At 58.3% G+C, this 21,672-nt stretch carries 21 protein-coding genes and 1 riboswitch; of the genes, 10 read left to right on the top strand and 11 right to left on the bottom strand.

Annotated elements, in window-relative coordinates:
* The first annotated feature begins 271 nt into the window (after positions 1–271).
* A complete protein-coding gene (gene uvrB, locus RVY89_RS12250; RefSeq protein WP_484825467.1) occupies positions 272–2,287 on the top strand; it encodes an excinuclease ABC subunit UvrB in 2,016 nt (671 codons plus the stop codon).
* A gap of 75 nt (positions 2,288–2,362) precedes the next feature.
* Here uvrB and yvcK read toward each other — a convergent pair whose 3' ends face one another.
* Positions 2,363–3,271 carry a uridine diphosphate-N-acetylglucosamine-binding protein YvcK gene (yvcK, locus tag RVY89_RS12245; RefSeq protein ID WP_484825466.1) on the bottom strand — a complete coding sequence of 303 codons (909 nt, stop codon included), beginning with the start codon at positions 3,269–3,271 and terminating at the stop codon, positions 2,363–2,365.
* Between the two features lie 225 nt (positions 3,272–3,496).
* A riboswitch (molybdenum cofactor riboswitch) is annotated at positions 3,497–3,630 on the top strand.
* On the opposite strand from yvcK, the gene moaA reads away from it, so the two are divergent.
* The 6 genes from moaA (at position 3,618) to RVY89_RS12215 (ending at position 7,097) form a co-directional block, all read left to right on the top strand.
* Positions 3,618–4,607 carry a GTP 3',8-cyclase MoaA gene (gene moaA / locus RVY89_RS12240; RefSeq protein WP_104949073.1) on the top strand — a complete coding sequence of 330 codons (990 nt, stop codon included), beginning with the start codon at positions 3,618–3,620 and terminating at the stop codon, positions 4,605–4,607. Its footprint overlaps the riboswitch before it by 13 nt.
* A 24-nt stretch (positions 4,608–4,631) precedes the next feature.
* On the top strand, positions 4,632–5,144 hold the full coding sequence (gene moaB / locus RVY89_RS12235; protein WP_221550734.1) for a molybdenum cofactor biosynthesis protein B: 513 nt from the start codon (positions 4,632–4,634) through the stop codon (positions 5,142–5,144).
* Positions 5,145–5,147: 3 nt separating this feature from the next.
* Positions 5,148–5,633 (top strand): cyclic pyranopterin monophosphate synthase MoaC, encoded by a 486-nt coding sequence (moaC, locus tag RVY89_RS12230; RefSeq protein ID WP_023292962.1) that lies wholly within the window; start codon positions 5,148–5,150, stop codon positions 5,631–5,633.
* A complete protein-coding gene (moaD, locus tag RVY89_RS12225) occupies positions 5,626–5,871 on the top strand; it encodes a molybdopterin synthase sulfur carrier subunit (RefSeq protein WP_484825465.1) in 246 nt (81 codons plus the stop codon). The genes moaC and moaD overlap by 8 nt, the downstream gene beginning before the upstream one ends.
* Before the next feature lies 1 nt (position 5,872).
* Positions 5,873–6,325, top strand: coding sequence for a molybdopterin synthase catalytic subunit MoaE (moaE, locus tag RVY89_RS12220; protein WP_229225526.1), 453 nt, complete (start codon positions 5,873–5,875; stop codon positions 6,323–6,325).
* Positions 6,326–6,389: 64 nt separating this feature from the next.
* Positions 6,390–7,097, top strand: a complete 708-nt coding sequence (locus tag RVY89_RS12215) for a Bax inhibitor-1/YccA family protein (protein WP_047347027.1) — start codon at positions 6,390–6,392, stop codon at positions 7,095–7,097.
* 104 nt (positions 7,098–7,201) lie between these two features.
* Here the strand turns inward: RVY89_RS12215 and RVY89_RS12210 are convergent, their stop codons facing one another.
* From RVY89_RS12210 to RVY89_RS12200, 3 genes are read right to left on the bottom strand one after another with little or no spacing between them, the layout of a single operon-like run.
* The gene (locus tag RVY89_RS12210; protein ID WP_484825464.1) at positions 7,202–8,164 is read right to left on the bottom strand and encodes a lysylphosphatidylglycerol synthase domain-containing protein; all 963 of its coding nucleotides are present in this window, start codon (positions 8,162–8,164) and stop codon (positions 7,202–7,204) included.
* Complete coding sequence (gene clsB / locus RVY89_RS12205; RefSeq protein WP_023343620.1) at positions 8,164–9,402, bottom strand: cardiolipin synthase ClsB; 1,239 nt, start codon at positions 9,400–9,402, stop codon at positions 8,164–8,166. The genes RVY89_RS12210 and clsB overlap by 1 nt, the downstream gene beginning before the upstream one ends.
* Complete coding sequence (locus RVY89_RS12200; protein WP_484825463.1) at positions 9,399–10,160, bottom strand: endonuclease/exonuclease/phosphatase family protein; 762 nt, start codon at positions 10,158–10,160, stop codon at positions 9,399–9,401. The genes clsB and RVY89_RS12200 overlap by 4 nt, the downstream gene beginning before the upstream one ends.
* Before the next feature lie 133 nt (positions 10,161–10,293).
* On the opposite strand from RVY89_RS12200, the gene RVY89_RS12195 reads away from it, so the two are divergent.
* On the top strand, positions 10,294–10,704 hold the full coding sequence (locus RVY89_RS12195) for a YbhQ family protein (RefSeq protein ID WP_014883088.1): 411 nt from the start codon (positions 10,294–10,296) through the stop codon (positions 10,702–10,704).
* On the opposite strand, the gene RVY89_RS12190 is transcribed toward RVY89_RS12195, so the two are convergent.
* From RVY89_RS12190 to cecR, 5 genes are read right to left on the bottom strand one after another with little or no spacing between them, the layout of a single operon-like run.
* Entirely contained in the window at positions 10,666–11,772 is a 1,107-nt protein-coding gene (locus tag RVY89_RS12190; RefSeq protein WP_371898539.1) for an ABC transporter permease, read from the bottom strand. The genes RVY89_RS12195 and RVY89_RS12190 overlap by 39 nt on opposite strands.
* A 9-nt stretch (positions 11,773–11,781) precedes the next feature.
* Positions 11,782–12,915, bottom strand: a complete 1,134-nt coding sequence (locus RVY89_RS12185) for an ABC transporter permease (RefSeq protein WP_484825462.1) — start codon at positions 12,913–12,915, stop codon at positions 11,782–11,784.
* Positions 12,905–14,644 (bottom strand): ATP-binding cassette domain-containing protein, encoded by a 1,740-nt coding sequence (locus tag RVY89_RS12180; protein WP_484825461.1) that lies wholly within the window; start codon positions 14,642–14,644, stop codon positions 12,905–12,907. The genes RVY89_RS12185 and RVY89_RS12180 overlap by 11 nt, the downstream gene beginning before the upstream one ends.
* The gene (hlyD, locus tag RVY89_RS12175) at positions 14,637–15,632 is read right to left on the bottom strand and encodes a secretion protein HlyD (protein ID WP_484825460.1); all 996 of its coding nucleotides are present in this window, start codon (positions 15,630–15,632) and stop codon (positions 14,637–14,639) included. Before hlyD ends, RVY89_RS12180 begins: the two co-directional genes overlap by 8 nt.
* On the bottom strand, positions 15,629–16,306 hold the full coding sequence (gene cecR, locus RVY89_RS12170) for a transcriptional regulator CecR (RefSeq protein ID WP_484825459.1): 678 nt from the start codon (positions 16,304–16,306) through the stop codon (positions 15,629–15,631). Before cecR ends, hlyD begins: the two co-directional genes overlap by 4 nt.
* 207 nt (positions 16,307–16,513) lie before the next feature.
* Here cecR and rhlE point away from each other — a divergent pair, with 207 nt between their 5' ends.
* Positions 16,514–17,899 carry an ATP-dependent RNA helicase RhlE gene (gene rhlE / locus RVY89_RS12165; RefSeq protein WP_484825458.1) on the top strand — a complete coding sequence of 462 codons (1,386 nt, stop codon included), beginning with the start codon at positions 16,514–16,516 and terminating at the stop codon, positions 17,897–17,899.
* Between the two features lie 97 nt (positions 17,900–17,996).
* On the top strand, positions 17,997–20,174 hold the full coding sequence (gene dinG / locus RVY89_RS12160; RefSeq protein ID WP_484825457.1) for an ATP-dependent DNA helicase DinG: 2,178 nt from the start codon (positions 17,997–17,999) through the stop codon (positions 20,172–20,174).
* Here the strand turns inward: dinG and RVY89_RS12155 are convergent.
* Together RVY89_RS12155 and RVY89_RS12150 are read right to left on the bottom strand one after the other, a co-directional pair.
* Positions 20,161–20,664, bottom strand: a complete 504-nt coding sequence (locus RVY89_RS12155; RefSeq protein WP_484825456.1) for a fimbrial protein — start codon at positions 20,662–20,664, stop codon at positions 20,161–20,163. The genes dinG and RVY89_RS12155 overlap by 14 nt on opposite strands.
* Entirely contained in the window at positions 20,661–21,656 is a 996-nt protein-coding gene (locus tag RVY89_RS12150) for a fimbrial protein (RefSeq protein ID WP_484825455.1), read from the bottom strand. Before RVY89_RS12150 ends, RVY89_RS12155 begins: the two co-directional genes overlap by 4 nt.
* Between the last annotated feature and the right edge of the window lie 16 nt (positions 21,657–21,672).

Raw genomic sequence — 21,672 nt, 5'->3', positions numbered from 1 at the left:
CGTCATGAAACTGTCACCGGTTGCCACAAAACTATCATTACCTGGCTTGACAAATGTTAAAAAAGAAAAAGTTCTGGGGATAACCTGACCTGACTGGTGTTTTATGTTGTCACAGTCCAAATTTTGGTCGCTCTCGCGCTAATCATTCAGGCGCTACTCTAAATATCCTGACATGCTACTGGTTTTTCATCCAGTGTTTTTTACTGGCATTCCTGGCAACAAGGAGTAAAATTACTCACCTGCCGCTTATAACGTCATCAGGTTGTCGCCCATGAGTAAACCGTTCAAATTGAATTCTGCTTTCCGTCCGTCTGGCGATCAGCCTGAGGCGATCCGTCGTCTGGAAGAGGGGCTGGAAGATGGGCTGGCGCACCAGACGCTGCTGGGGGTAACCGGCTCGGGTAAAACTTTTACCATCGCCAACGTGATTGCGGATCTCCAGCGCCCCACGATGGTGCTGGCGCCCAACAAAACCCTGGCCGCGCAGCTTTACGGCGAGATGAAAGAGTTCTTCCCGGAAAACGCGGTGGAGTATTTCGTCTCCTACTACGATTACTACCAGCCTGAAGCCTATGTGCCGAGCTCTGACACCTTCATTGAAAAAGATGCCTCAGTGAACGAACACATCGAGCAGATGCGACTGTCGGCCACTAAGGCGCTTCTGGAGCGTCGTGACGTGATCGTTGTCGCCTCGGTTTCCGCGATCTACGGTCTGGGCGATCCGGATCTCTATCTCAAGATGATGCTGCACCTGACGCAGGGGATGATCATCGACCAGCGGGCGATTTTACGTCGTCTGGCGGAGCTGCAGTACACCCGCAACGATCAGGCCTTCCAGCGTGGTACGTTCCGCGTGCGCGGCGAAGTGATCGACATCTTCCCGGCAGAATCGGACGATATGGCGCTGCGCGTCGAGCTGTTTGACGAGGAGGTTGAACGCCTGTCGCTCTTCGACCCGCTGACCGGACACGTTGAGTCGGTGATCCAGCGCTTCACCATCTACCCGAAAACGCACTACGTGACGCCGCGCGAGCGTATCGTGCAGGCGATGGAAGAGATCAAAGTGGAGCTGGCCGAGCGCCGTAAGGTGCTGCTGGCGAACAATAAGCTGCTCGAAGAGCAGCGCCTTAGCCAGCGTACCCAGTTCGATCTGGAGATGATGAACGAGCTGGGCTACTGTTCCGGCATCGAAAACTACTCGCGCTTCCTCTCCGGGCGCGGGCCGGGCGAGCCGCCGCCAACGCTGTTTGATTACCTTCCGGCAGACGGTTTGCTGGTGATCGATGAGTCCCACGTCACGATCCCGCAGATCGGCGGGATGTACCGCGGTGACCGTGCGCGTAAAGAGACGCTGGTGGAGTACGGATTCCGCCTGCCGTCGGCGCTGGATAACCGTCCGATGAAGTTTGAAGAGTTTGAGGCGCTGGCGCCGCAAACCATTTACGTCTCGGCCACGCCGGGCAACTACGAGCTGGAGAAATCCGGTGAAGACGTTGTTGACCAGGTGGTGCGTCCAACGGGTCTGCTCGACCCGATTATTGAAGTTCGTCCAGTGGCCACCCAGGTGGACGATCTGCTCTCGGAAATTCGCGCCCGTTCCGCCATCAACGAGCGCGTGCTGGTGACCACGCTCACCAAGCGCATGGCGGAAGACCTGACCGAGTATCTCGAAGAGCACGGCGAGAAGGTGCGTTATCTCCACTCGGATATCGATACCGTGGAGCGCATGGAGATTATCCGCGACCTGCGTCTGGGCGAGTTTGACGTGCTGGTAGGGATTAACCTGCTGCGAGAAGGTCTGGATATGCCGGAAGTTTCGCTGGTGGCGATTCTGGACGCGGATAAAGAGGGCTTCCTGCGTTCCGAGCGTTCGCTGATTCAGACCATTGGCCGCGCCGCGCGTAACGTCAACGGTAAAGCGATTCTGTACGGTGACAAAATCACCCCGTCGATGGCGAAAGCGATTGGTGAAACGGAGCGCCGCCGTGAGAAACAGCAGCGTTACAACGAAGAACACGGCATTACCCCGCAGGGGCTGAACAAGAAGGTGGTGGATATTCTGGCGCTGGGTCAGAACATCGCCAAAACCAAAGCGAAAGGCCGCGGCAAGGCGCGTTCAGTGGTGGAAGAAGATACCGTCGTGCTGACGCCAAAAGCGCTGCAGCAGAAAATCCACGAGCTGGAAGGGCAGATGATGCAGCACGCGCAGAACCTGGAGTTCGAAGAGGCGGCGCAGATCCGCGACCAGCTTCATCAGCTGCGGGATCTGTTTATCGCGGCATCATAGGTCAAAGCAGCGTGTTTTCTCCCTCTCCCCGTGGGAGAGGGCCGGGGTGAGGGCATCAGGCCGCACAAAACGAACCTAACCCAGCGCCTGAATCGCCTTCTCCAGAGCCTCGCGCAGCAGATGCCGGTCGTGACGGTACTTGATGTCTGAGGCCTCCAGCGGCTCCTGCACCACCAGGCGATCGCCGATACCGGATACATCCACCTTTGGCCCCACCACCACGCCGTCAATGATCTTCTTACCGACGTAATGCTCCATCAAATTGAGTTTATCCGCCAGCGACAGGCTTGCGGCTGCCGGGCTCAGCTCACGTCCCAGGTTACCGATGTAAACCATCGGGGCAGGGGTGCGGCGCAATGCCTGCGCCAGCTCTTTCACCAGCAGAATTGGCATCAGGCTGGTATAAAAACTGCCCGGACCGATCAGGATAAGATCCGCTTCCCCGATGGCCTCCACCGCTTCTCGCGTGGCGGGCACGCTCGGATAGGTCATTAACTCCGCTGGCGGCAGGGTGAGCTGGTCAATATTCACTTCACCGTAAACTTCATGTCCTTCGGCATCGATTGCCATCAAGTCCACCGGTTGTTCAGACATGGGGATCAGGAATGCGTCCACTTTGAGCAGATTACGGATTAAGTTGATGGCTTCCAGAGGCCTTACGCTCAGGTGATCCAGCGCCTTTAACATCAGATTTCCGAGGTTATGCCCGGAAAGTTCGCCATTACCGCCAAAACGGTACTCAAACATCGCCGACGCGACGCTGGGTTCGGTAATTAACTGGTTCAGACAGTTGCGCATATCTCCCCAGGCAATGCCGCCTTCGGCACGACGAATACGCCCGGTTGAGCCGCCGTTATCAGTAGTGGTTACTATCCCTGTCAGCCTGGAGCCCAGTGACGACAAAGAGGACATAACCCGGCCTAAGCCGTGTCCTCCGCCAAGAGCGACCACTCTGTCAAGATCCGCAAAAGTGCGATTGCGCATACGTATTCCTTATCACGTTCGATCGCGTAACAGTAACCTAACTACCCCTAAAAGACGATGCCTCACCCGATGCAAAATGACGTATATCAATGTGAAAATGCGGTTTTTAGGTATTCTGTAGCGAAAATGCAGGAATGACTCGCTATATAGATGATTATATAGCGTAAAGCGATAATGGCGCCGTCAGAATTTCCGCGCTACTATCGCCCTAACCACGTTTTCAAAATTGAAAACATACACTCTAGCCCTTGTGCCTGTGTCGAAAGATATGGCGCTCTGGCCGTGGCGAATTTGCCACCAGGGTACAGAAAGAAATGACTGTGCCTCCCGATCTGGAAAGGTGTACATGGCTTCACAACTTACTGATGCTTTCGCGCGTAAGTTTTATTACTTACGTCTGTCGATTACCGATGTGTGCAACTTCCGTTGCACCTACTGCCTGCCTGACGGCTACAAACCGGGCAGCGTCACCAATAACGGCTTTCTCTCCGTAGATGAAGTGCGCCGCGTCACGCGCGCCTTCTCTGAGCTCGGCACCGAAAAAGTGCGTCTGACCGGCGGAGAACCCTCGCTGCGCCGCGATTTTCCCGACATCATTGCCGCGGTGCGTGAAAACGAACGTATCCGCCAGATTGCGGTGACCACCAACGGTTACCGCATGGCGCGCGACGTAGCCACCTGGCGCGATGCGGGCTTAACCGCCATTAACGTCAGCGTGGACAGTCTGGACGCCCGCCAGTTCCACGCCATTACTGGGCAGGATAAATTCCAGCAGGTCATGGACGGTATTGATGCGGCATTTGCGGCCGGCTTCGAAAAAGTCAAAGTCAACACGGTGCTAATGCGTGATGTAAATCATCACCAGCTCGATACCTTCCTGGCGTGGATCAAATCCCGCCCCATTCAGCTGCGTTTTATCGAGCTGATGGAAACCGGCGAGGGCAGCGAGCTGTTCCGCCGCCATCACATCTCCGGCATGGTGCTGCGCGACGAGTTGCTGAAACGCGGCTGGATCCACCAGATCCGCCAGCGCAGCGACGGCCCGGCGCAGGTCTTCTGCCATCCTGATTACGAAGGTGAGATTGGGCTTATCATGCCCTATGAGAAAGACTTCTGCGCCAGCTGCAACCGCCTGCGCGTCTCCTCCGTTGGCAAGCTCCACCTTTGCCTGTTTGGCGACGGCGGCGTGGACCTTCGCGATCTGCTGGAAGACGATGCGCAGCAGGACGCGCTTGAAGCACGCATTTCTGAAGCGCTGACGCATAAAAAACAGACCCACTTCCTGCATCAGGGCAATACCGGCATTACTCAGAACCTGTCCTACATCGGCGGGTAATCAGGCTTAAGAAGGAATCAGAAAATGAGTCAGGTAAGCGCAGAATTTATCCCGACACGCATTGCTATCCTTACCGTTTCCGACCGCCGTGGCGAAGAGGATGATACCTCCGGCCACTGGCTGCGCGATGCGGCTCATGACGCGGGGCATCACATCGTCGATAAAGCGATCGTGAAGGAGAACCGCTACGCCATTCGCGCTCAGGTTTCGCAGTGGATTGCGAGTGATGAGGTGCAGGTGGTGCTAATCACCGGCGGCACCGGCTTTACCGCAGGCGATCAGGCCCCCGAGGCGCTGATCCCGCTGTTCGACCGCGAGGTGGAAGGCTTCGGCGAGGTGTTCCGCATGCTCTCCTTTGAAGAGATCGGTACCTCCACGCTGCAGTCGCGCGCCGTTGCCGGCGTGGCTAACAAAACCCTGATTTTCGCCATGCCGGGCTCGACCAAAGCCTGCCGCACCGCGTGGGAAAACATCATCGCCCCGCAGCTGGACGCCCGTACCCGTCCGTGTAATTTCCATCCCCATTTAAAGAAATAAGCTATGTCACAACTGACCCACATTAACGCCGCTGGCGAAGCGCATATGGTTGACGTCTCCGCCAAAGCCGAAACGGTGCGCGAGGCGCGCGCGGAAGCGTTCGTCACCATGCTGCCGGAAACGCTGGCGATGATTATCGACGGCAGCCATCACAAGGGTGATGTCTTTGCCACCGCCCGCATCGCGGGTATTCAGGCCGCCAAGCGCACCTGGGATCTCATTCCGCTGTGCCATCCGCTGATGCTGAGCAAGGTGGAGGTGAACCTGCAGGCCCAGCCGGAGCAGAGCCGCGTGCGCATTGAGTCACTCTGCCGCTTAACCGGCAAAACCGGCGTGGAGATGGAAGCCCTGACGGCGGCCTCCGTTGCCGCGCTGACCATCTACGACATGTGCAAAGCGGTGCAGAAAGATATGGTGATTGGCCCGGTGCGTCTGCTGGCAAAAAGCGGCGGCAAATCCGGTGATTTTAAGGTGGACAGCCATGATTAAGGTGCTCTTTTTTGCCCAGGTGCGCGAGCTGGTGAATACCGACAGCCTGACGCTGGATGCGTCTTTCGAAAACGTCGCTGCCCTGCGCGCGCATCTGGCGGCACAGGGCGACCGCTGGGCGCTGGCGCTGGACGAAGGCAAGCTGCTGGCCGCCGTTAACCAGACGCTGGTGGAATTGACTCACCCGCTGGCCGAAGGGGATGAAGTGGCCTTCTTCCCGCCAGTAACGGGGGGGTAAGATGGCTGAAACCCGAATTCTGGTGAGCCCCGAGCGGTTTAACGTGGGGACCGAATACAGCTGGCTGGCGGAGCGTGACGAAGACGGCGCGGTTGTCACCTTCACCGGCAAGGTGCGCAACCACAACCTCGGTGACAGCGTGAAGGCGCTGACGCTGGAGCACTATCCGGGGATGACCGAGAAATCGCTGGCGGAGATTGTTGACGAGGCGCGGGGGCGCTGGCCGCTCGGCCGCGTCACGGTGATTCACCGCATCGGCGAGATGTGGCCCGGCGAGGAGATTGTCTTCGTCGGAGTGACCAGCGCGCACCGCGGCAGCGCGTTTGCCGCTGGGGAGTTCATTATGGATTACCTCAAAACCAAAGCCCCGTTCTGGAAGCGCGAAGCCACGCCGGAAGGTGACCGCTGGGTTGAATCGCGCGACAGCGATAAACAAGCGGCCAGCCGTTGGTAGTCGGTTTACGTGGATGTGTTACTCTTAACGAGTGTGTCTACTTAATCTTAATCAGGAGTGAATCATGGACCGATTTCCGCGTTCCGATTCAATAGTACAGCAGACCCGTAGCGGCCTGCAGACGTATATGGCTCAGGTGTACGGCTGGATGACGGTTGGCCTGCTGCTTACCGCGTTCATCGCGTGGTATGCGGCGAACACGCCGGAGCTGATGATGTTTATCTTCTCCAGCAAAATCACCTTCTTTGGGCTGATTATCGCGCAGCTGGCGCTGGTGTTTGTGCTCTCGGGTCTGGTGCAAAAGCTGAGTGCAGGCATGGCAACAACCCTGTTTATGCTCTATTCGGCGCTGACGGGGCTGACGCTTTCCAGCATTTTCATCGTTTACACCTACTCTTCCATCGCCAGCACCTTCGTGGTGGCCGGCGGGATGTTCGGCGCAATGAGCCTCTACGGCTACACCACGAAGCGCGATCTGAGCGGCTTCGGCAGCATGCTGTTTATGGGGCTGATTGGGATCGTGCTGGCGTCGCTGGTGAACCTGTGGCTGAAGAGCGAAGCGCTGATGTGGGCTGTGACCTATATCGGTGTGGTGATCTTCGTTGGGTTGACGGCGTATGACACCCAGAAGCTGAAAAACATCGGCGAGCAGATCGACGTGCGCGATAGTTCAAACCTGCGCAAATACGCGATTCTGGGCGCGCTGACGCTTTATCTGGACTTTATCAACCTGTTCCTGATGCTGCTGCGGATTTTAGGCAACCGTCGTTAAGGTTGTATTGCAGGGGGGCGGTGCAGTCTGATGCCCTCACCCTGACCCTCTCCCACGGGAGAGGGAACAAACACTAAAACGGCAACAAGGTTGCCGTTTTGCTTTTATTTCGCCATTACCTTTTCGTTCTTCGCCCGTAACTTCTTCGCCCGACTCTCCAGCCCCAGATAGCAGATCGTTGCCAGCGCCAGCGGCAGGAAGTAATACAGCATGCGGTAGGCGAGCAGGGCAGCGATGATGGCACCCTGAGAAACATGCTCCCCGGCCAGCAGGGCAATAAATACTGCCTCCAGCACGCCGATCCCCGCCGGAATATGCACAATCACCCCGGCAATACTGCTCACCAGCAGCACGCCCAGCACGAAGAAGTAATTCACGTCCTCGCCGATCAGCAGCCAGATAATGGCCCCCATCGCCATCCAGTTGGCGCTGGAGACGGCCATCTGCAGCACCGCAAACTTCCATGAGGGCAGCACCAGCTTTTGCCCTTTAATGGTCATGTGACGGCGTCTGGCAAACGCGCAGGCCCACAGATAAACGGCGATAATCAGCAGCAGTACGATGCCCAGAATGCGCAGCGTGGCCTCATCGATATACCAGTGCGCGGGCAGCTGCACCGCGCCGATGGTGAAGATCACCCCGCCGAGCAGGATATAGCCCAGCCAGTTGGTGGTAATGCTCAGGGAAAAAATACGCGTAATTGTCCCGCCCGGCAGGCCGAGCCGCGAGTAGAGGCGATAGCGCATGCCAATCCCCCCGACCCAGGTGCTCAGCGTCAGGTTAAAGGCGTAGCAGATAAACGACACCAGCATCACCTGACGTTTGGCCAGCTTGTGGCCGCAGTAGGCCCGACCCAGCAGGTCATAGCAGCCGTACATCAGATAGCTCGCGATAACCAGCCCCGTCGCGCCCAGCAGCACCATCCGGTTATAGTTGCGGATGACCTTCCACACCTCTTCCCAGTCAACTTTCTGCGCGTAGACCACCAGCAGCACCGCGACCGCAATGAAAAACAGCCAGGTCAGGATCTTTTTTGCCAGCCGCCAGCGCGGATGCGATTTCGACATCAGGGTTTGCCTCCGTCTTCCGCTTCTATGCGGTCCTGGGTTTCCATTTCAGGTTGTACCGGCGGGTCCACCTGCGCCAGCTTGGGCGTATGCGCCGGCAGCCAGCCGACCATAGCCGGGAAATGCCGCAGAAAGTGGAACACCACCACGCTGATGCCCAGGTTCCACCAGGTGCGTTTGGGGACCATGGATTCGTCCACGCGCACGCAGTCGTTAACGATCAACGCCTGCAGGTTATCCCGCAGGGTCTGATTAAACTGGCGATCGTGAATGATCAGGTTGGCTTCAAGGTTAAGCGACAGGCTCAGCGGATCGAGGTTGCTGGAGCCCACGGTTGCCCAGTGATCGTCCATCAGCGCGACTTTGCCGTGCAGCGGTCGGCGGCGATATTCGTAGATCTGTACGCCGCCCTTCACCAGATAGTTATACAGCAGCCGCGCCCCGACTTTGACGATCGGCATATCCGGCTCGCCCTGCACGATCAGCTTCACGCGCACGCCGCGTCGGGCCGCATTGCGCATGGCATGAAGCAGACGATAGCCCGGGAAGAAGTAGGCGTTAGCGATGATCACTTCGCGCTTCGCGTTGGCGAGCATCTTGAGATAATGACGTTCAATGTCGTCCCGGTGCTCGCCATTATCCCGCCAGACGAAAAGGGCCTGCGCTTCGCCGGGCTTCCGGTTCTCTTCCGGGCGATGGCGGCGTCTCCACCAGCGGCGAACGGCCTCTTTCCCCGGCAGGTTCTCCAGCTCAAACAGCAAAATGTCCTGCACCACCGGGCCTTCAATACGAATGGCGTAGTCCTGCTTCGCCTCCGGGCCGTAGTCGGACATGTGCTCAGCCGAGTAGTTAATGCCGCCGACAAACGCCACCGTCTCATCCACCACCACAATTTTGCGGTGCATTCGGCGGAAAAGGTTGGTTCGCATGCCAAACAGGCGAGGGCCGGGATCGTAATAGCGGAACACCACCCCCGCGGCGGTCAGTTCATTGACGAACGCATCGCTGAGGTCCGGCGAGCCGTAGCCATCCAGCAGCACTTCAATTTTGACGCCGCGCTGTGCGGCGCGCAGCAGCACGCTGTGCAGCTGCTTGCCGACGTTGTCTTCGAACCAGATAAAGGTTTCGAGGATCACCTTCTGCTGGGCGTTATCAATCGCCTTAAACACGGCCGGATAGTACTCGTCCCCGTTGACCAGGAGCGTGATCCGGTTGCCTTCCTGCCAGGAACATTTCATAGGTGGATCTCCGCGCTGAGCGGGGCGTGGTCGGAAAGATGCCGCCAGTTGAGAAGCGCCAGGGCGGTCGGGCTGCTGGCATGGGCATTTTTTACGTAGATGCGGTCAAGCCGCAGCAGCGGGAAACGGACCGGAAACGTGCGCGCAGGCCTGCCGTTGGCGCGAGTAAAAATCTCCTCCAGTCCGGCTTCTACCTTCAACGGATGGTTGGCCCGCTGTCGCCAGTCGTTGAAATCGCCCGCCACCACTACCGGTTCACCCTCGGGAAGCGCGTTGGCCCATTCGGCCAGCATTTTCAGCTGCGCCTGACGATGGGCTTCTCGAAGGCCCAGATGAACACAGCCGACATGGATGGGCAGCTCAAGGTCGGGCGGGCTAATGCGGCAGTAAAGCAGGCCGCGTTTTTCGCTCTCCCCGACGGAAACGTCGCGGTTTTCGTAATGTTCTATGGGGTAGCGGGAAAGCACCGCATTTCCGTGATGCCCTTCCGGATAGACCGCGTTGCGGCCGTAGGCGTAGTCACTCCACATGGTGTCGGCCAGAAATTCATAGTGCGGCGTGTCGGGCCAGTTTTCAAAGTGAAGCGGATGCACTTCGTGTGCGCCCATTACCTCCTGCAGGCAGACAATATCCGCGCTGACGGTGCGCACCGCGTCGCGCAGCTCCGGTAAAATGAAGCGGCGGTTAAATGCTGTGAAGCCCTTATGAATGTTTATCGTCAGCACCTTAAGCGAGAAATGCTGCATTTTTTGAGTCATAAGCTCCTTCCTGAGTGACTATCCCAATGAAAATAAAGTGTAGTCGGCGTCACAAAAAGATGCGGCGTTACGGAATTTTCCGTAAAGTGCGGTAGTCTGATTATGCAGAGAAAAATCCTTCAGGAGAGAAGCCATGAAGTGGCAACAACGTGTTCGTGTCGCAACTGGCCTGAGTTGCTGGCAGATAATGTTGCATTTACTGGTCGTGGCCGTACTGGTGATGGGCTGGATGAGCGGCACGCTGGTGCGTGTTGGCCTGGGGCTATGCGTCCTTTACGGCGTCACCGTGCTGTCGATGCTGTTCTTACAGCGCCACCATGAAGCGCGCTGGCGCGAGGTGGGTGATGTGCTCGAAGAGCTCACCACCACCTGGTATTTTGGTGCCGCGATGATTGTGCTTTGGCTGCTGTCGCGCGTGCTGCAAAACAACCTGCTGCTGGCCCTGGCGGGTCTGGCTATCCTCGCAGGGCCTGCGGTGGTCTCGTTGCTGACCAAAGAGAAAAAGCTACGCAATGTTGCGTCTAAACATCGCGTACGCCACTGAGCCCGTCGTGGCCGCGATGACCAGTAGCGGCCACAAACTTCCCCAGACAATATCCAGACTCGCATCCTTCAGATAGATTTGCTTGGTGATGTCCGTAAAGTGCCGAATCGGATTTACCCACGTCAGATCCTGTAGCCATACCGGCATGTTCTCGACGGGCGAAACGTACCCCGAGAGCAAAATCGCGGGCATCATAAAGACGAAGACCCCGATAAACGCCTGCTGCTGCGTCGAGCAGAGCGCCGAGATCAGCAGTCCAAACCCCACCAGCGACAGCCCGTAAATCACCATCGTGAAGTAAAACAGCGCCAGCGAACCGGCAAACGGGATCTGATAGGCCCAAATTCCCACCCCCAGCACGATGGTGGCCTGGAACGTCGCGACGATCAGCGCCGGTACCGCTTTGCCGACGAAAATTTGCCAGGTGGCGAGCGGGGAGACCAGCAGCTGGTCCAGCGTGCCCTGTTCGCGCTCGCGGGCCACGGAAAGGGAAGTCACGATCATCACCCCGATAGTGGTGATCATGGCGATCAGCGACGGCACTACAAACCACTTGTAGTCCAGATTCGGGTTGTACCAGTTGCGCACCACCAGCTCGCTGTTGTTGGGCTTCGGTTTGCCCTCCATCAGCTCCTGCTGGTAATCCTTCACCACCTGCTGCAGGTAGTTGGCCGCTATCTGGGCGCTGTTGGAGTTACGCCCGTCGAGGATCAGCTGCATTGGCGCGGTCTGGAAAGTATCCAGGTTGCGGGAAAAATCCGCCGGGAACCGCACCAGCAGCAGCGCTTTTTGCGTGTCGATGGTGGGCTGGATCTCCTGCGGGCTTTTCAGCAGCAGGACGTGGGTAAAGGCCTTCGCACGGGCAAAGCGCTGCGTCAGCTCGACGGAATGTTTGCCGTTGTCTTCGTTGTAAATGGCAATGGTGGCGTTGGTCACCTCAAGGGTGGCGGCAAACGGGAACAGCAAAACCTGGATCAACACCGGCAAGACCAGAATGGCGCGAGTTTGCGGCTCGCGCAGCAGGGATTGCAGCTCTTTGCGTATCAACGTCCATAATCGGTGAAACATGCGCGCTCCTTAATCTAACCGCCGTTTGGTTTTCATCCACGTCAACCCGATAAACATCACCGCCGACGCCATCAAAAACAGGGTGTTGATAATCAGCACTACCGGAATATTCCCCGCCAGGAACAGGCTTTGCAGCGTGCTCACGAAGTAGCGCGCCGGGATGATGTAGGTCACGGCGCGGATCACCGCAGGCATACTGTCTATCTGGAAGATAAACCCGGACAGCATAATCGACGGCAGAAAAGCGGCGTTCAGCGCTACCTGCGCGGCGTTAAACTGATTGCGGGTGATGGTGGAGATAAGCAGCCCCATGCCCAGCGTACTGAGTAAAAACAGGCTGGTGATAAAGAACAGCACGACCAGAGAGCCGCGATACGGCACGCCGAGGATAAAGACTGACACCAGCATACAGAGCAGCATCGCCAGCATGCCGAGGAAGTAGTAGGGAATAAGCTTGCACAGCAGCAGCTCGACGCGCGTCACTTCGGTTGAAAGCAGCGCCTCCATGGTGCCGCGCTCCCATTCGCGAGCGATCACCAGCGAGGTCAGAATCGCGCCGATTACCGTCATGATAATCGTCACCGCGCCCGGAATAATAAAGTGCTGGCTGATGGCGGCAGGGTTAAACCAGTAACGCGTCTGCACGTCGATCAGCGGGTTGAACGTCTCGCCCCGGTCTTCGGCGCGCTGCATCTGCCAGAGCTGCCAGATCCCCTCCGCATAGCCCTGCACGAAGTTCGCGGTGTTCGGCTCGCTGCCGTCGGTGATGACCTGGATCGGCGCATCGGTATTCGCCCGCGCCATGTTGGCGGCAAAATCCACCGGAATGACGATCAGACCGCGAATTTTCCCGGCCTGCATCTTCTGGATCAATTCCTGGCGGCTGTCGCTGATGGTGGCGTCAATGTAGGGAGAGCCGGTCATGGCGTGGGTAAAGTCCAGCGCCTCCTCGCTCTGCTGCTCCAGCAAAATCCCGACCCGCAGCTTGCTGGAGTCCAGGTTAATGCCGTAGCCAAAGATAAACAGCAGCAGCAGGGGGATCACCACCGCAATCAGCCAGCTGCTGGGGTCACGCACGATCTGCCGCGTCTCTTTTATGCACAACGCGCGCACCCTGCGCCAGGAAATGGCGTTACTGCGCATGGGCATTCTCCTTATCCCAGTCGTGGATGAGGGTGATAAACGCCTGCTCCATGGTCGGGTCCGGGACCTCATCGTCTGCGGCCTGGCTTTTCAGATCGTCCGGGGTACCGTGGGCAATCAGCTTGCCGCGATACACCAGCCCGATGCGGTCGCAGTACTCCGCTTCGTCCATGAAGTGGGTGGTCACCATCACGGTCACGCCTTTTTCTACCATGCTGTTGATATGCAGCCAGAACTCGCGGCGGGTAATGGGATCAACGCCGGAAGTGGGTTCATCAAGAAACAGAATATCCGGCTCGTGCACCAGCGAGCAGGCAAGCGCCAGCCGCTGCTTAAAGCCGAGCGGCAGCTCGTCGGTGGCGTGGGAAGCAATGTTGGTTAATCCGAAGGCGTCGCTCATGCGGCGGATTTTCTCGTTCTGCGCCCGCCCGCGCAGGCCGTACACGCCGGAGAAAAAGCGCAGATTCTGTTCGACCGTCAGGTTGCCATACAGCGAAAACTTCTGCGCCATATAGCCGAGATGCTGGCGCGCCTTGCCGGAGCTGACCTTCAGGTCCATATCCAGTACCAGCGCCTTGCCGGACGTCGGCACCAGCAGGCCGCACATCATCTTAAAGGTGGTCGATTTTCCCGCGCCGTTCGGCCCGAGCAGGCCAAAGATCTCGCCGCGTTTTACCGCGAAATTGACGTTATCGGTGGCGGCGAAATCCCCGAACTTTTTGGTGAGGGATTTGGCTTCAATCACCGTTTCGCCCGGCGTGCCTTCCACCGTGTGCAGGATTGCGCCAAGAGGCGACTCTGACGTCCCCGCGCCGCCCAGCAGGTCGATGAACGCGTCCTCAAAACGCGGCGCCGTCTCTTCCATCTCAATCGTCGGCATGCCGGGCGCATGACGAATATCGTCGACGGTGGCCTCTTTTTTGAGGATCACCCGCACCGAGCGGCCCTGAATCATCCCGTCGCTGACCTGCGGCAGCTTGAGCACCCGCTGCAGCAGCGTGCGGTTGGACGCCTGCGGGCTGTGCAGCAGGAAGCTGCGTCCGGCCATGCTCTGCGTCAGCGTCGTCGGCTCGCCCTGATAAAGCAGTTCGCCTTCGTTCATCAGCAGCACGTCCCGGCACTGTTCCGCTTCGTCGAGGTAGGAGGTGCTCCAGAGGATCAGCATCCCGTCGCCCGCCAGCTCGTGCACCATCTGCCACAATTCACGGCGGGAAATCGGGTCTACGCCGACGCCGGGCTCGTCCAGCAGCAGCACCTTTGGTTCGCCTACCAGCGTACAGGCCAGCCCCAGCTTCTGCTTCATCCCGCCGGAGAGCTTGCCCGCCAGCCGATCGGTGAACGGGCCGAGGGAGGTAAACTCCAGCAGGCGGGCGAAGGTTTTCTTACGGGTTTCGCCGGTGACGCTGCGCAGGTCGGCGTACAGGTTCAGGTTTTCCATCACCGTCAGATCTTCATACAGGCCAAACTTCTGCGGCATATAGCCGAGCATGGCGTGGAGCGCGCCGTCATCTTTTATCGGGTCAAGGCCAAGCACGCTGGCGCTGCCTTCATCCGGCTTCAGCAGCCCGGCCAGCATCCGCATCAGCGTGGTTTTCCCCGCGCCGTCCGGGCCGACCAGCCCGGTCACATAGCCTTTCTGAATGGTGCAGTTCAGCGGCGCAACGGCCGGTTTGTCCATTCCCGCGAAGCGTTTAACCAGATTGTTGAGCTGAATAACCGCGTCATTCATGTCGTTCCCCGTTGTCTACTTTTACGGTGACGGGCATGCCCTGACGCAGGGCGTCATCCGCATCGGTCACGATGATGCGCAGGCGATACACGAGGTCGGTACGCAGGTCCGGTGTTTCAACGGTTTTCGGCGTGAATTCGGCGGTAGGGGAGACAAAGCCCACCTTGCCGTGGTACGGCTTGTCCGGGCGACCGTCGGTATAGAGCAGCAGCTCGCGGCCCGGCTGCATCTGGCCGAGATTCGGCTCGTCAACGTAGGCGCGTACCCAGACCGGGCGGGTCAGGGAGAGCGTTAAGACGGTGCTGCCCGCGCTGAGCATGCTGCCCGGCTCCACGGCGCGGGTCATCAGCATGCCGTCAGACGGCGCGATGAGCGTGGTGTCGTGCAGATCCAGCTCGGCCTGAGCCAGCTGCGCCTGCGCCTGTTCAAGGCTGGCTTTCGCCTGGGCGATATCCTGCGGGCGGTTACCGGTGTGGTACTGGCTTAATTTATCCTGCGCTGACTTCAGCGTGGCCTGCGCCTGGTCGCGGGACGAGCGCGCATTTTCCAGATCGTTGGCGGAAATGGTGCGGCTTTTCCACAGCCCCTGCTGGCGCGCGTAGAAATTCTGCGCGTAGTCATAGGCGGCTTGCGCCTGCTTAACGGCGGCGGCGGCCTGAGCGATCTCTTCGTCGCGATAGCCCGCCAGCATCAGATCATACTGCGCCTGAGCGACGGATACGCCCGCTTTGGCCTGCAGCAGCGCATTCTCATAGGGCGCTTTATCCAGCATCCCCAGCGTCTGCCCGGTTTTAATGGCATCGCCTTCGTCAACGTTCAGCGAGGCGAGACGTCCGCCCACGCGGAAGCTCATGTTTACCGTGCGAATATCCACGTTACCGTACAGCGTCAGGCCTTTATCCTGATGGCTCTGATACCACAGCCATCCACCGACTCCAGCGGCAAGCAAAACAACAACCACCAGAATGATGGCGACAGGTTTTTTCATGACTTCAGGCTCCTTTGCGTTAAGCCTTGCAGGATCAGATCGAGATGACAGGCGATGACCTTGCTAATCTGCGCGGCTTTATCCTCATCAAATTGTGTCCAGCCGGTGCGTAACAGGATGGTTTCCCTGCCCAGACGGAAGGCAAGGATTTCACCCAGCAGGGCGTGGGTATGCAAAATTGTCTCGGTATCACTGGCATCGCGCCCGGTATAGGCGGCGATCAGCCGGGTCAGGTGGGTATGCATCGGGGCAATGACCCGATCGTGTACCCGCTGATAGGCGGCTGTGGGGGAGAGCTGCTCCCGGGAGATAAACTTGCTCAGGTTGAGCGTATCGTCGTGCGTCAGCAGGCGGATCATGCTGTGGCAGGCATTGAGGATCAGCTGGCGGATGGCCTCGCGATCGGGGGACGGCTGGCCGAGCAGCGCGGTGGCTTCCTCAACGTGCGGGTGAAACTGCGTGCCGATAAAATCGGCGATCCACTCGGCGCAGGCGAGATATAAATCCTCTTTTGAGCCAAAATAGTAGGTAATCGCCGCAATGTTCTGCCCGGCCAGCGCGGCAATGTCGCGCGTGGTCGCATGCAGCCCGTACTCACCAAACTGCGCCAGCGCGGCGGCGATAAGCTGATTTTTGGCCTGTTCACCTTTGGTTGTTGTGGGGGTCGTATTCATGGCGGCATTAAGAATTAATCAATCGATTGATTAAGATTATGCCTGATTCCCGCTAACGTCGAGGGAATGCGGAGGGATATTTTATGCGCCACGTCACAAAAGCTGCTACACTCCGCTCCTTCGCGACATTGTGGTTTTTGTCCTCCCCTATTCGTTATATCTCCCTGAAAACTACACCTGTGATGGTCGGGGCGGTTCGGAGTTTTTATGTCTTTTGATTCCCTTGGCCTGAACCCGGAAATTCTGCGCGCGATCGCAGAGCAGGGCTACGTTGAGCCAACCCCAATCCAGCAGCAGGCTATTCCTGCCGTTCTTCAGGGCCGTGACCTGATGGCGAGCGCTCAGACCGGCACCGGCAAAACCGCGGGCTTTACGCTGCCGCTGTTAGAGCTGCTGGTAAAAAATCAGCCGCACGCCAAAGGCCGCCGTCCGGTTCGTGCGCTGATCCTCACCCCAACCCGCGAACTGGCGGCGCAGATTGGCGAGAACGTGCGTGACTATAGCCGCTATCTCAACATTCGCTCGCTGGTGGTTTTCGGCGGCGTCAGCATCAACCCGCAGATGATGAAGCTGCGCGGCGGCGTGGACGTGCTGGTAGCAACGCCGGGTCGTCTGCTGGATCTGGAACACCAGAACGCGGTTAAGCTTGATAGCATTGAAATTCTGGTGCTGGACGAAGCCGACCGCATGCTCGACATGGGCTTCATCCACGACATTCGTCGCGTGCTGGCCAAGCTGCCTGCGCGTCGTCAGAACCTGCTCTTCTCTGCGACCTTCTCCGACGAGATCAAGGCGCTGGCAGAAAAGCTGCTGCATAACCCTCTGGAAGTAGAAGTGGCGCGCCGCAACACCGCCTCCGAGCAGGTGACGCAGCACGTTCACTTTGTGGATAAAAAGCGCAAGCGGGAACTGCTCTCCCAGATGATCGGTCAGGGTAACTGGCAGCAGGTGCTGGTCTTTACCCGCACCAAGCACGGTGCCAACCACCTGGCGGAACAGCTGAATAAAGACGGCATCCGCAGCGCGGCGATCCACGGTAACAAGAGCCAGGGCGCGCGTACCCGCGCGCTGGCGGACTTCAAATCCGGCGACATCCGCGTGCTGGTGGCGACCGACATCGCTGCCCGTGGCCTCGACATTGAAGAGCTGCCGCACGTGGTGAACTACGAGCTGCCAAACGTGCCGGAAGATTACGTTCACCGTATCGGCCGTACCGGCCGCGCGGCGGCAACCGGCGAAGCGCTCTCTCTGGTCTGCGTGGACGAGCACAAGCTGCTGCGCGACATCGAACGTCTGCTGAAGAAAGAGATCCCGCGCATCGAAACCCCGGGTTACAAAGTGGATCCGTCAATCAAAGCCGAGCCGATTCAGAACGGTCGTCAGGGCGGCGGTGGACGTGGCCAGGGCGGTGGCGGTCGCGGTCAGCAGCCGCGTCGTGCCGAAGGCGGCGCGCCGAAATCGTCCGGCAAACCACCGCGTCGCAACAACGACAGCAAACCGGCGGGTGAAAGCCCGTGGCGCAGCGGTGAAGGGAAACCGGCAGGGGAAGGGCAGCGTCGACGCCGCCCGCGTAAACCTGCTAACCCGCAGTAATCTGGAAGCCCGGTCTTAAAGCCGGGCTTTTCTTTTTGCGGCAGCGAAGAGAAAGTGCCACAATAGTGTCTGTTTATACAGTATTTCAGGTTTTCCAATGGCTTTAACCGCTGCGCTCAAGGCGCAAATTGGCGCATGGTACAAGGCGCTACAACAGCAGATCCCCGACTTTATCCCCCGAGCGCCGCAGCGGCAGATGATTGCTGACGTGGCAAAAACGCTCGCCGGGGACGACGGGCGACATCTGGCGATTGAAGCCCCGACCGGCGTCGGGAAAACCTTGTCGTATCTCATTCCCGGCATTGCCATTGCGCGGGAAGAGGACAAAACGCTGGTGGTCAGCACCGCCAACGTGGCGCTGCAGGATCAGATTTTCAGCAAAGACCTGCCACTGCTGCGCAAAATCATCCCCGACCTGCGGTTTACGGCCGCCTTTGGGCGCGGGCGTTACGTCTGTCCGCGTAATCTGGCAGGGCTTGCCAGCAGCGAGGCGTCGCAACAGGATCTGCTGGCGTTCCTCGATGACGATCTCACGCCAAACAACAAAGCCGAGCAGGAGCTCTGCGCAACGCTGAAAGGCGATCTCGATGGCTACAAATGGGACGGCCTGCGCGATCACACCGATAAAGCCATCAGCGACGATTTGTGGCGCAGGCTCAGCACGGACAAAGCCAGCTGCCTGAACCGCAACTGTCACTACTACCGCGAGTGCCCGTTCTTTGTCGCCAGGCGTGAGATCCAGGAGGCGGAGGTGGTTGTGGCTAACCACGCCCTGGTGATGGCGGCGCTAGAGAGCGAAGCGGTGCTGCCGGAACCCAAAAACCTGCTGCTGGTGCTCGACGAAGGACACCATCTGCCCGACGTGGCGCGCGACGCGCTGGAGATGAGCGCGGAAATTACCGCGCCCTGGTTCCGCCTGCAGCTGGATCTCTTCTGCAAGCTTGTCGCCACCTGCATGGAGCAGTTCCGCCCGAAAACCACGCCGCCGCTGGCGGTGCCGGAGCGGCTGAGCGACCACTGCGAAGAGGTCTATAGCCTCATTTCATCCCTGAACAACATCCTGAATCTTTATCTTCCCGCAGCCCAGGAAGCCGAACACCGCTTTGCGATGGGCGAGCTGCCGGACGAGGTGATGGAGATTTGCCAGCAGCTGGCGAAGCATCTGGAAAAACTGCGCGGGCTGGCGGAGATGTTCTTAAACGATCTCAGCGAGAAAACCGGCTCGCATGACGTTGTTCGCCTGCACCGTATCCTTTTGCAAATGAACCGTGCGCTCGGCATGTTTGAAGCGCAGAGCAAGCTCTGGCGGCTGGCCTCGATGGCGCAGGCGTCCGGCGCGCCCGTCACCAAATGGGCCACCCGCGAAGTGCGGGACGGGCAGGTCCATCTCTTTTTCCACTGCGTGGGCATCCGCGTGGCCGATCAGCTGGAAAAGCTCATCTGGCGCAGCGTGCCGCACGTGGTAGTCACCTCCGCCACGCTGCGCTCCCTGAACAGTTTTTCGCGTTTGCAGGAGATGAGCGGGCTAAAAGAGAAAGCGGGCGACCGTTTCGTGGCGCTGGACTCGCCGTTTAACCACTGCGAGCAGGGGAAGCTGGTCATTCCGCGAATGAAATTCGAGCCGCTCATCGACAACGAAGAGCAGCACATCGCTGAAATGGCGGCCTACTTCCGCGAGCAGGTCGAAAGTAAAAAGTACCCCGGCATGCTGGTGCTGTTTGCCAGCGGGCGGGCGATGCAGCGCTTCCTTGAGCACGTCACCGATTTGCGTTTACTCCTGCTGGTGCAGGGCGATCAGCCGCGATACCGGCTGGTGGAAACCCACCGCAAGCGCATTGATAACGGCGAGCGCAGCGTGCTGGTGGGTTTGCAGTCCTTTGCTGAAGGTCTGGATCTGAAAGGTGACTACCTGACTCAGGTGCATATCCACAAAATCGCCTTCCCGCCCATAGACAGCCCGGTAGTGATCACCGAAGGGGAGTGGCTGAAAAGCCTCAACCGCTATCCGTTTGAAGTGCAGAGTTTACCTGCGGCGTCGTTTAACCTGATTCAGCAGGTTGGGCGCCTGATTCGTAGCCACGGCTGCTGGGGCGAGGTGGTGATTTATGACAAACGTCTGCTCACCAAAAATTACGGCCAAAGGTTGTTAAACGCGCTGCCGATCTTTCCGATTGAACAGCCGGAGGTGCCTGAGGTAAAAAAACGCCCGGCAACACTGACTGCCGGGCGCAGGAAAAGCCTCCGTGCTAAGGGGCGCGGTCCTACTGGTAAGTGAAGGTCACCTGCACCACGCTGTTGAATGTGCCTGCGGTGACGGGCATTGAGGTAGCGTAATAGCGGGCGGCCAGCGGGAAATCCGCCGTGTGATTGTTCCGGTTGATCATCACGCTGAAGCTGGCGTCCGGGGCAAGCGTGATCTGATCCTGCGGGTCGGCAAGCTCCAGCGCCAGTCCTTTCGCGGTTCCGGTGCTGGCGAATTTAGTCGGATGAATGCTGTCTGGCTGACCGTGAAAGGTGGCCGTAGCCAGCATGGAAGTGGTTGGGCATTTCGACAGGGTTAAGTTGAATGATTTCCATTGTCCGGTATCGCCCACATCCTTAAAATCGCCGGTATTCGCTGTGCCCAGATTGACCGTCAGGTTCTGACTGGCGCTGTCCACCTGGCAGGCGTTGGCGTAAATGTTTCCGCGAATATCGAGTTGAATCTCTTCCGCCAGGCTCTGGCTGGCCACTCCAATCAGTAAAAGGGTTAATAACGTTTTCATTTGTAAGCCACCGTAATGGTTGCGACGGCATTCGCCGTTCCGGGCGTCACCTCCGGGCTGGTTTGTTCGTAAGAGACGCTGAAGGGATATTGCGACTGGACATTGGCATAGGTGGTAAAGGTATTCATATATTGCCCGAAAACAGGTGTCTGGCCGTTAAAGAGCATTTTCACCCCCACGCCGGTCGCCACGCCGCTTTCCGGCGTCAATTTGATCACGCCAGGAAAATTCGTTTCATAGCCATTGGCGCTGGTGATCATCATCTCCGGCTGTACATCCTGATCGCAGAGCATGTCGATACTGAATATCGATTGGGAAACCACGCTTCCTGCCCCGGTAAAGCGGCTCACCGGAAAATCACCCAGCGTGATGGTCAGGGATTTAGGTGACACCGTGCATGTCACAGCTTTTACCTGAACATTGCCTGAGTAAGAGAGGGTGTTAGGATCATTCAGGGCCTCAATTTTTTCAACTGCAAGGTTGAATTGCGTATTGCTCATTGTCAGTGCGCCAGAAGCCACGGTTTCGCTGGTTTTTACCAGTTCCAGCATCACGTCAAAGCTAAACGGGATGGAAGAGTCGCTGTTTATCGTGCCGGAGACCTGGCCTACGGGCGTGTTCGCCGAACATATCTGGTCCGCCGCGCCGGTCACGCGCTGTCCTTTATCATTTCTTAGCGAGATGCCGACACCAGCAACGCCTGTATCATAGACGCCGGGGATCCCTGGAATCTCTTTGCCGAAGCCGTTGTAGCACGCGATGATTGGCTGACCCGCATCCGGCGCGTAGTAACAGTTTCCCGATATGTGAATAGTGCGTTCAGTTCCCTGAATGGTCGACCCTACGGGCAGGCTGGTGGGGACCGAAATCGACGCGAGTGATAGCAGCGCGGGCAGACTCGGCGTTTGGCAAGAAGCTTTCGCGTGCGGCATAAAGAGCGCGGCGGTCGCCAGAACTACAAGCAAGAAAAACGATTTTACTATCTGCATCATAATCGGTCCGGTGTTA

The organism is Enterobacter sp. 3U4 (assembly GCF_057224565.1).
The sequence above is the reverse complement of the archived record's forward strand: the minus strand, read 5'-3'. Positions and strand labels throughout refer to the sequence as shown.

What these genes read in the sequence shown, in the direction of transcription:
- uvrB (WP_484825467.1), top strand. Translation starts at nt 272, where the DNA reads ATGAGTAAACCGTTCAAATTGAATTCTGCTTTCCGTCCGTCTGGCGAT.
- yvcK (WP_484825466.1), bottom strand. Translation starts at nt 3,271, where the DNA reads ATGCGCAATCGCACTTTTGCGGATCTTGACAGAGTGGTCGCTCTTGGC.
- moaA (WP_104949073.1), top strand. Translation starts at nt 3,618, where the DNA reads ATGGCTTCACAACTTACTGATGCTTTCGCGCGTAAGTTTTATTACTTA.
- moaB (WP_221550734.1), top strand. Translation starts at nt 4,632, where the DNA reads ATGAGTCAGGTAAGCGCAGAATTTATCCCGACACGCATTGCTATCCTT.
- moaC (WP_023292962.1), top strand. Translation starts at nt 5,148, where the DNA reads ATGTCACAACTGACCCACATTAACGCCGCTGGCGAAGCGCATATGGTT.
- moaD (WP_484825465.1), top strand. Translation starts at nt 5,626, where the DNA reads ATGATTAAGGTGCTCTTTTTTGCCCAGGTGCGCGAGCTGGTGAATACC.
- moaE (WP_229225526.1), top strand. Translation starts at nt 5,873, where the DNA reads ATGGCTGAAACCCGAATTCTGGTGAGCCCCGAGCGGTTTAACGTGGGG.
- RVY89_RS12215 (WP_047347027.1), top strand. Translation starts at nt 6,390, where the DNA reads ATGGACCGATTTCCGCGTTCCGATTCAATAGTACAGCAGACCCGTAGC.
- RVY89_RS12210 (WP_484825464.1), bottom strand. Translation starts at nt 8,164, where the DNA reads ATGTCGAAATCGCATCCGCGCTGGCGGCTGGCAAAAAAGATCCTGACC.
- clsB (WP_023343620.1), bottom strand. Translation starts at nt 9,402, where the DNA reads ATGAAATGTTCCTGGCAGGAAGGCAACCGGATCACGCTCCTGGTCAAC.
- RVY89_RS12200 (WP_484825463.1), bottom strand. Translation starts at nt 10,160, where the DNA reads ATGACTCAAAAAATGCAGCATTTCTCGCTTAAGGTGCTGACGATAAAC.
- RVY89_RS12195 (WP_014883088.1), top strand. Translation starts at nt 10,294, where the DNA reads ATGAAGTGGCAACAACGTGTTCGTGTCGCAACTGGCCTGAGTTGCTGG.
- RVY89_RS12190 (WP_371898539.1), bottom strand. Translation starts at nt 11,772, where the DNA reads ATGTTTCACCGATTATGGACGTTGATACGCAAAGAGCTGCAATCCCTG.
- RVY89_RS12185 (WP_484825462.1), bottom strand. Translation starts at nt 12,915, where the DNA reads ATGCGCAGTAACGCCATTTCCTGGCGCAGGGTGCGCGCGTTGTGCATA.
- RVY89_RS12180 (WP_484825461.1), bottom strand. Translation starts at nt 14,644, where the DNA reads ATGAATGACGCGGTTATTCAGCTCAACAATCTGGTTAAACGCTTCGCG.
- hlyD (WP_484825460.1), bottom strand. Translation starts at nt 15,632, where the DNA reads ATGAAAAAACCTGTCGCCATCATTCTGGTGGTTGTTGTTTTGCTTGCC.
- cecR (WP_484825459.1), bottom strand. Translation starts at nt 16,306, where the DNA reads ATGAATACGACCCCCACAACAACCAAAGGTGAACAGGCCAAAAATCAG.
- rhlE (WP_484825458.1), top strand. Translation starts at nt 16,514, where the DNA reads ATGTCTTTTGATTCCCTTGGCCTGAACCCGGAAATTCTGCGCGCGATC.
- dinG (WP_484825457.1), top strand. Translation starts at nt 17,997, where the DNA reads ATGGCTTTAACCGCTGCGCTCAAGGCGCAAATTGGCGCATGGTACAAG.
- RVY89_RS12155 (WP_484825456.1), bottom strand. Translation starts at nt 20,664, where the DNA reads ATGAAAACGTTATTAACCCTTTTACTGATTGGAGTGGCCAGCCAGAGC.
- RVY89_RS12150 (WP_484825455.1), bottom strand. Translation starts at nt 21,656, where the DNA reads ATGATGCAGATAGTAAAATCGTTTTTCTTGCTTGTAGTTCTGGCGACC.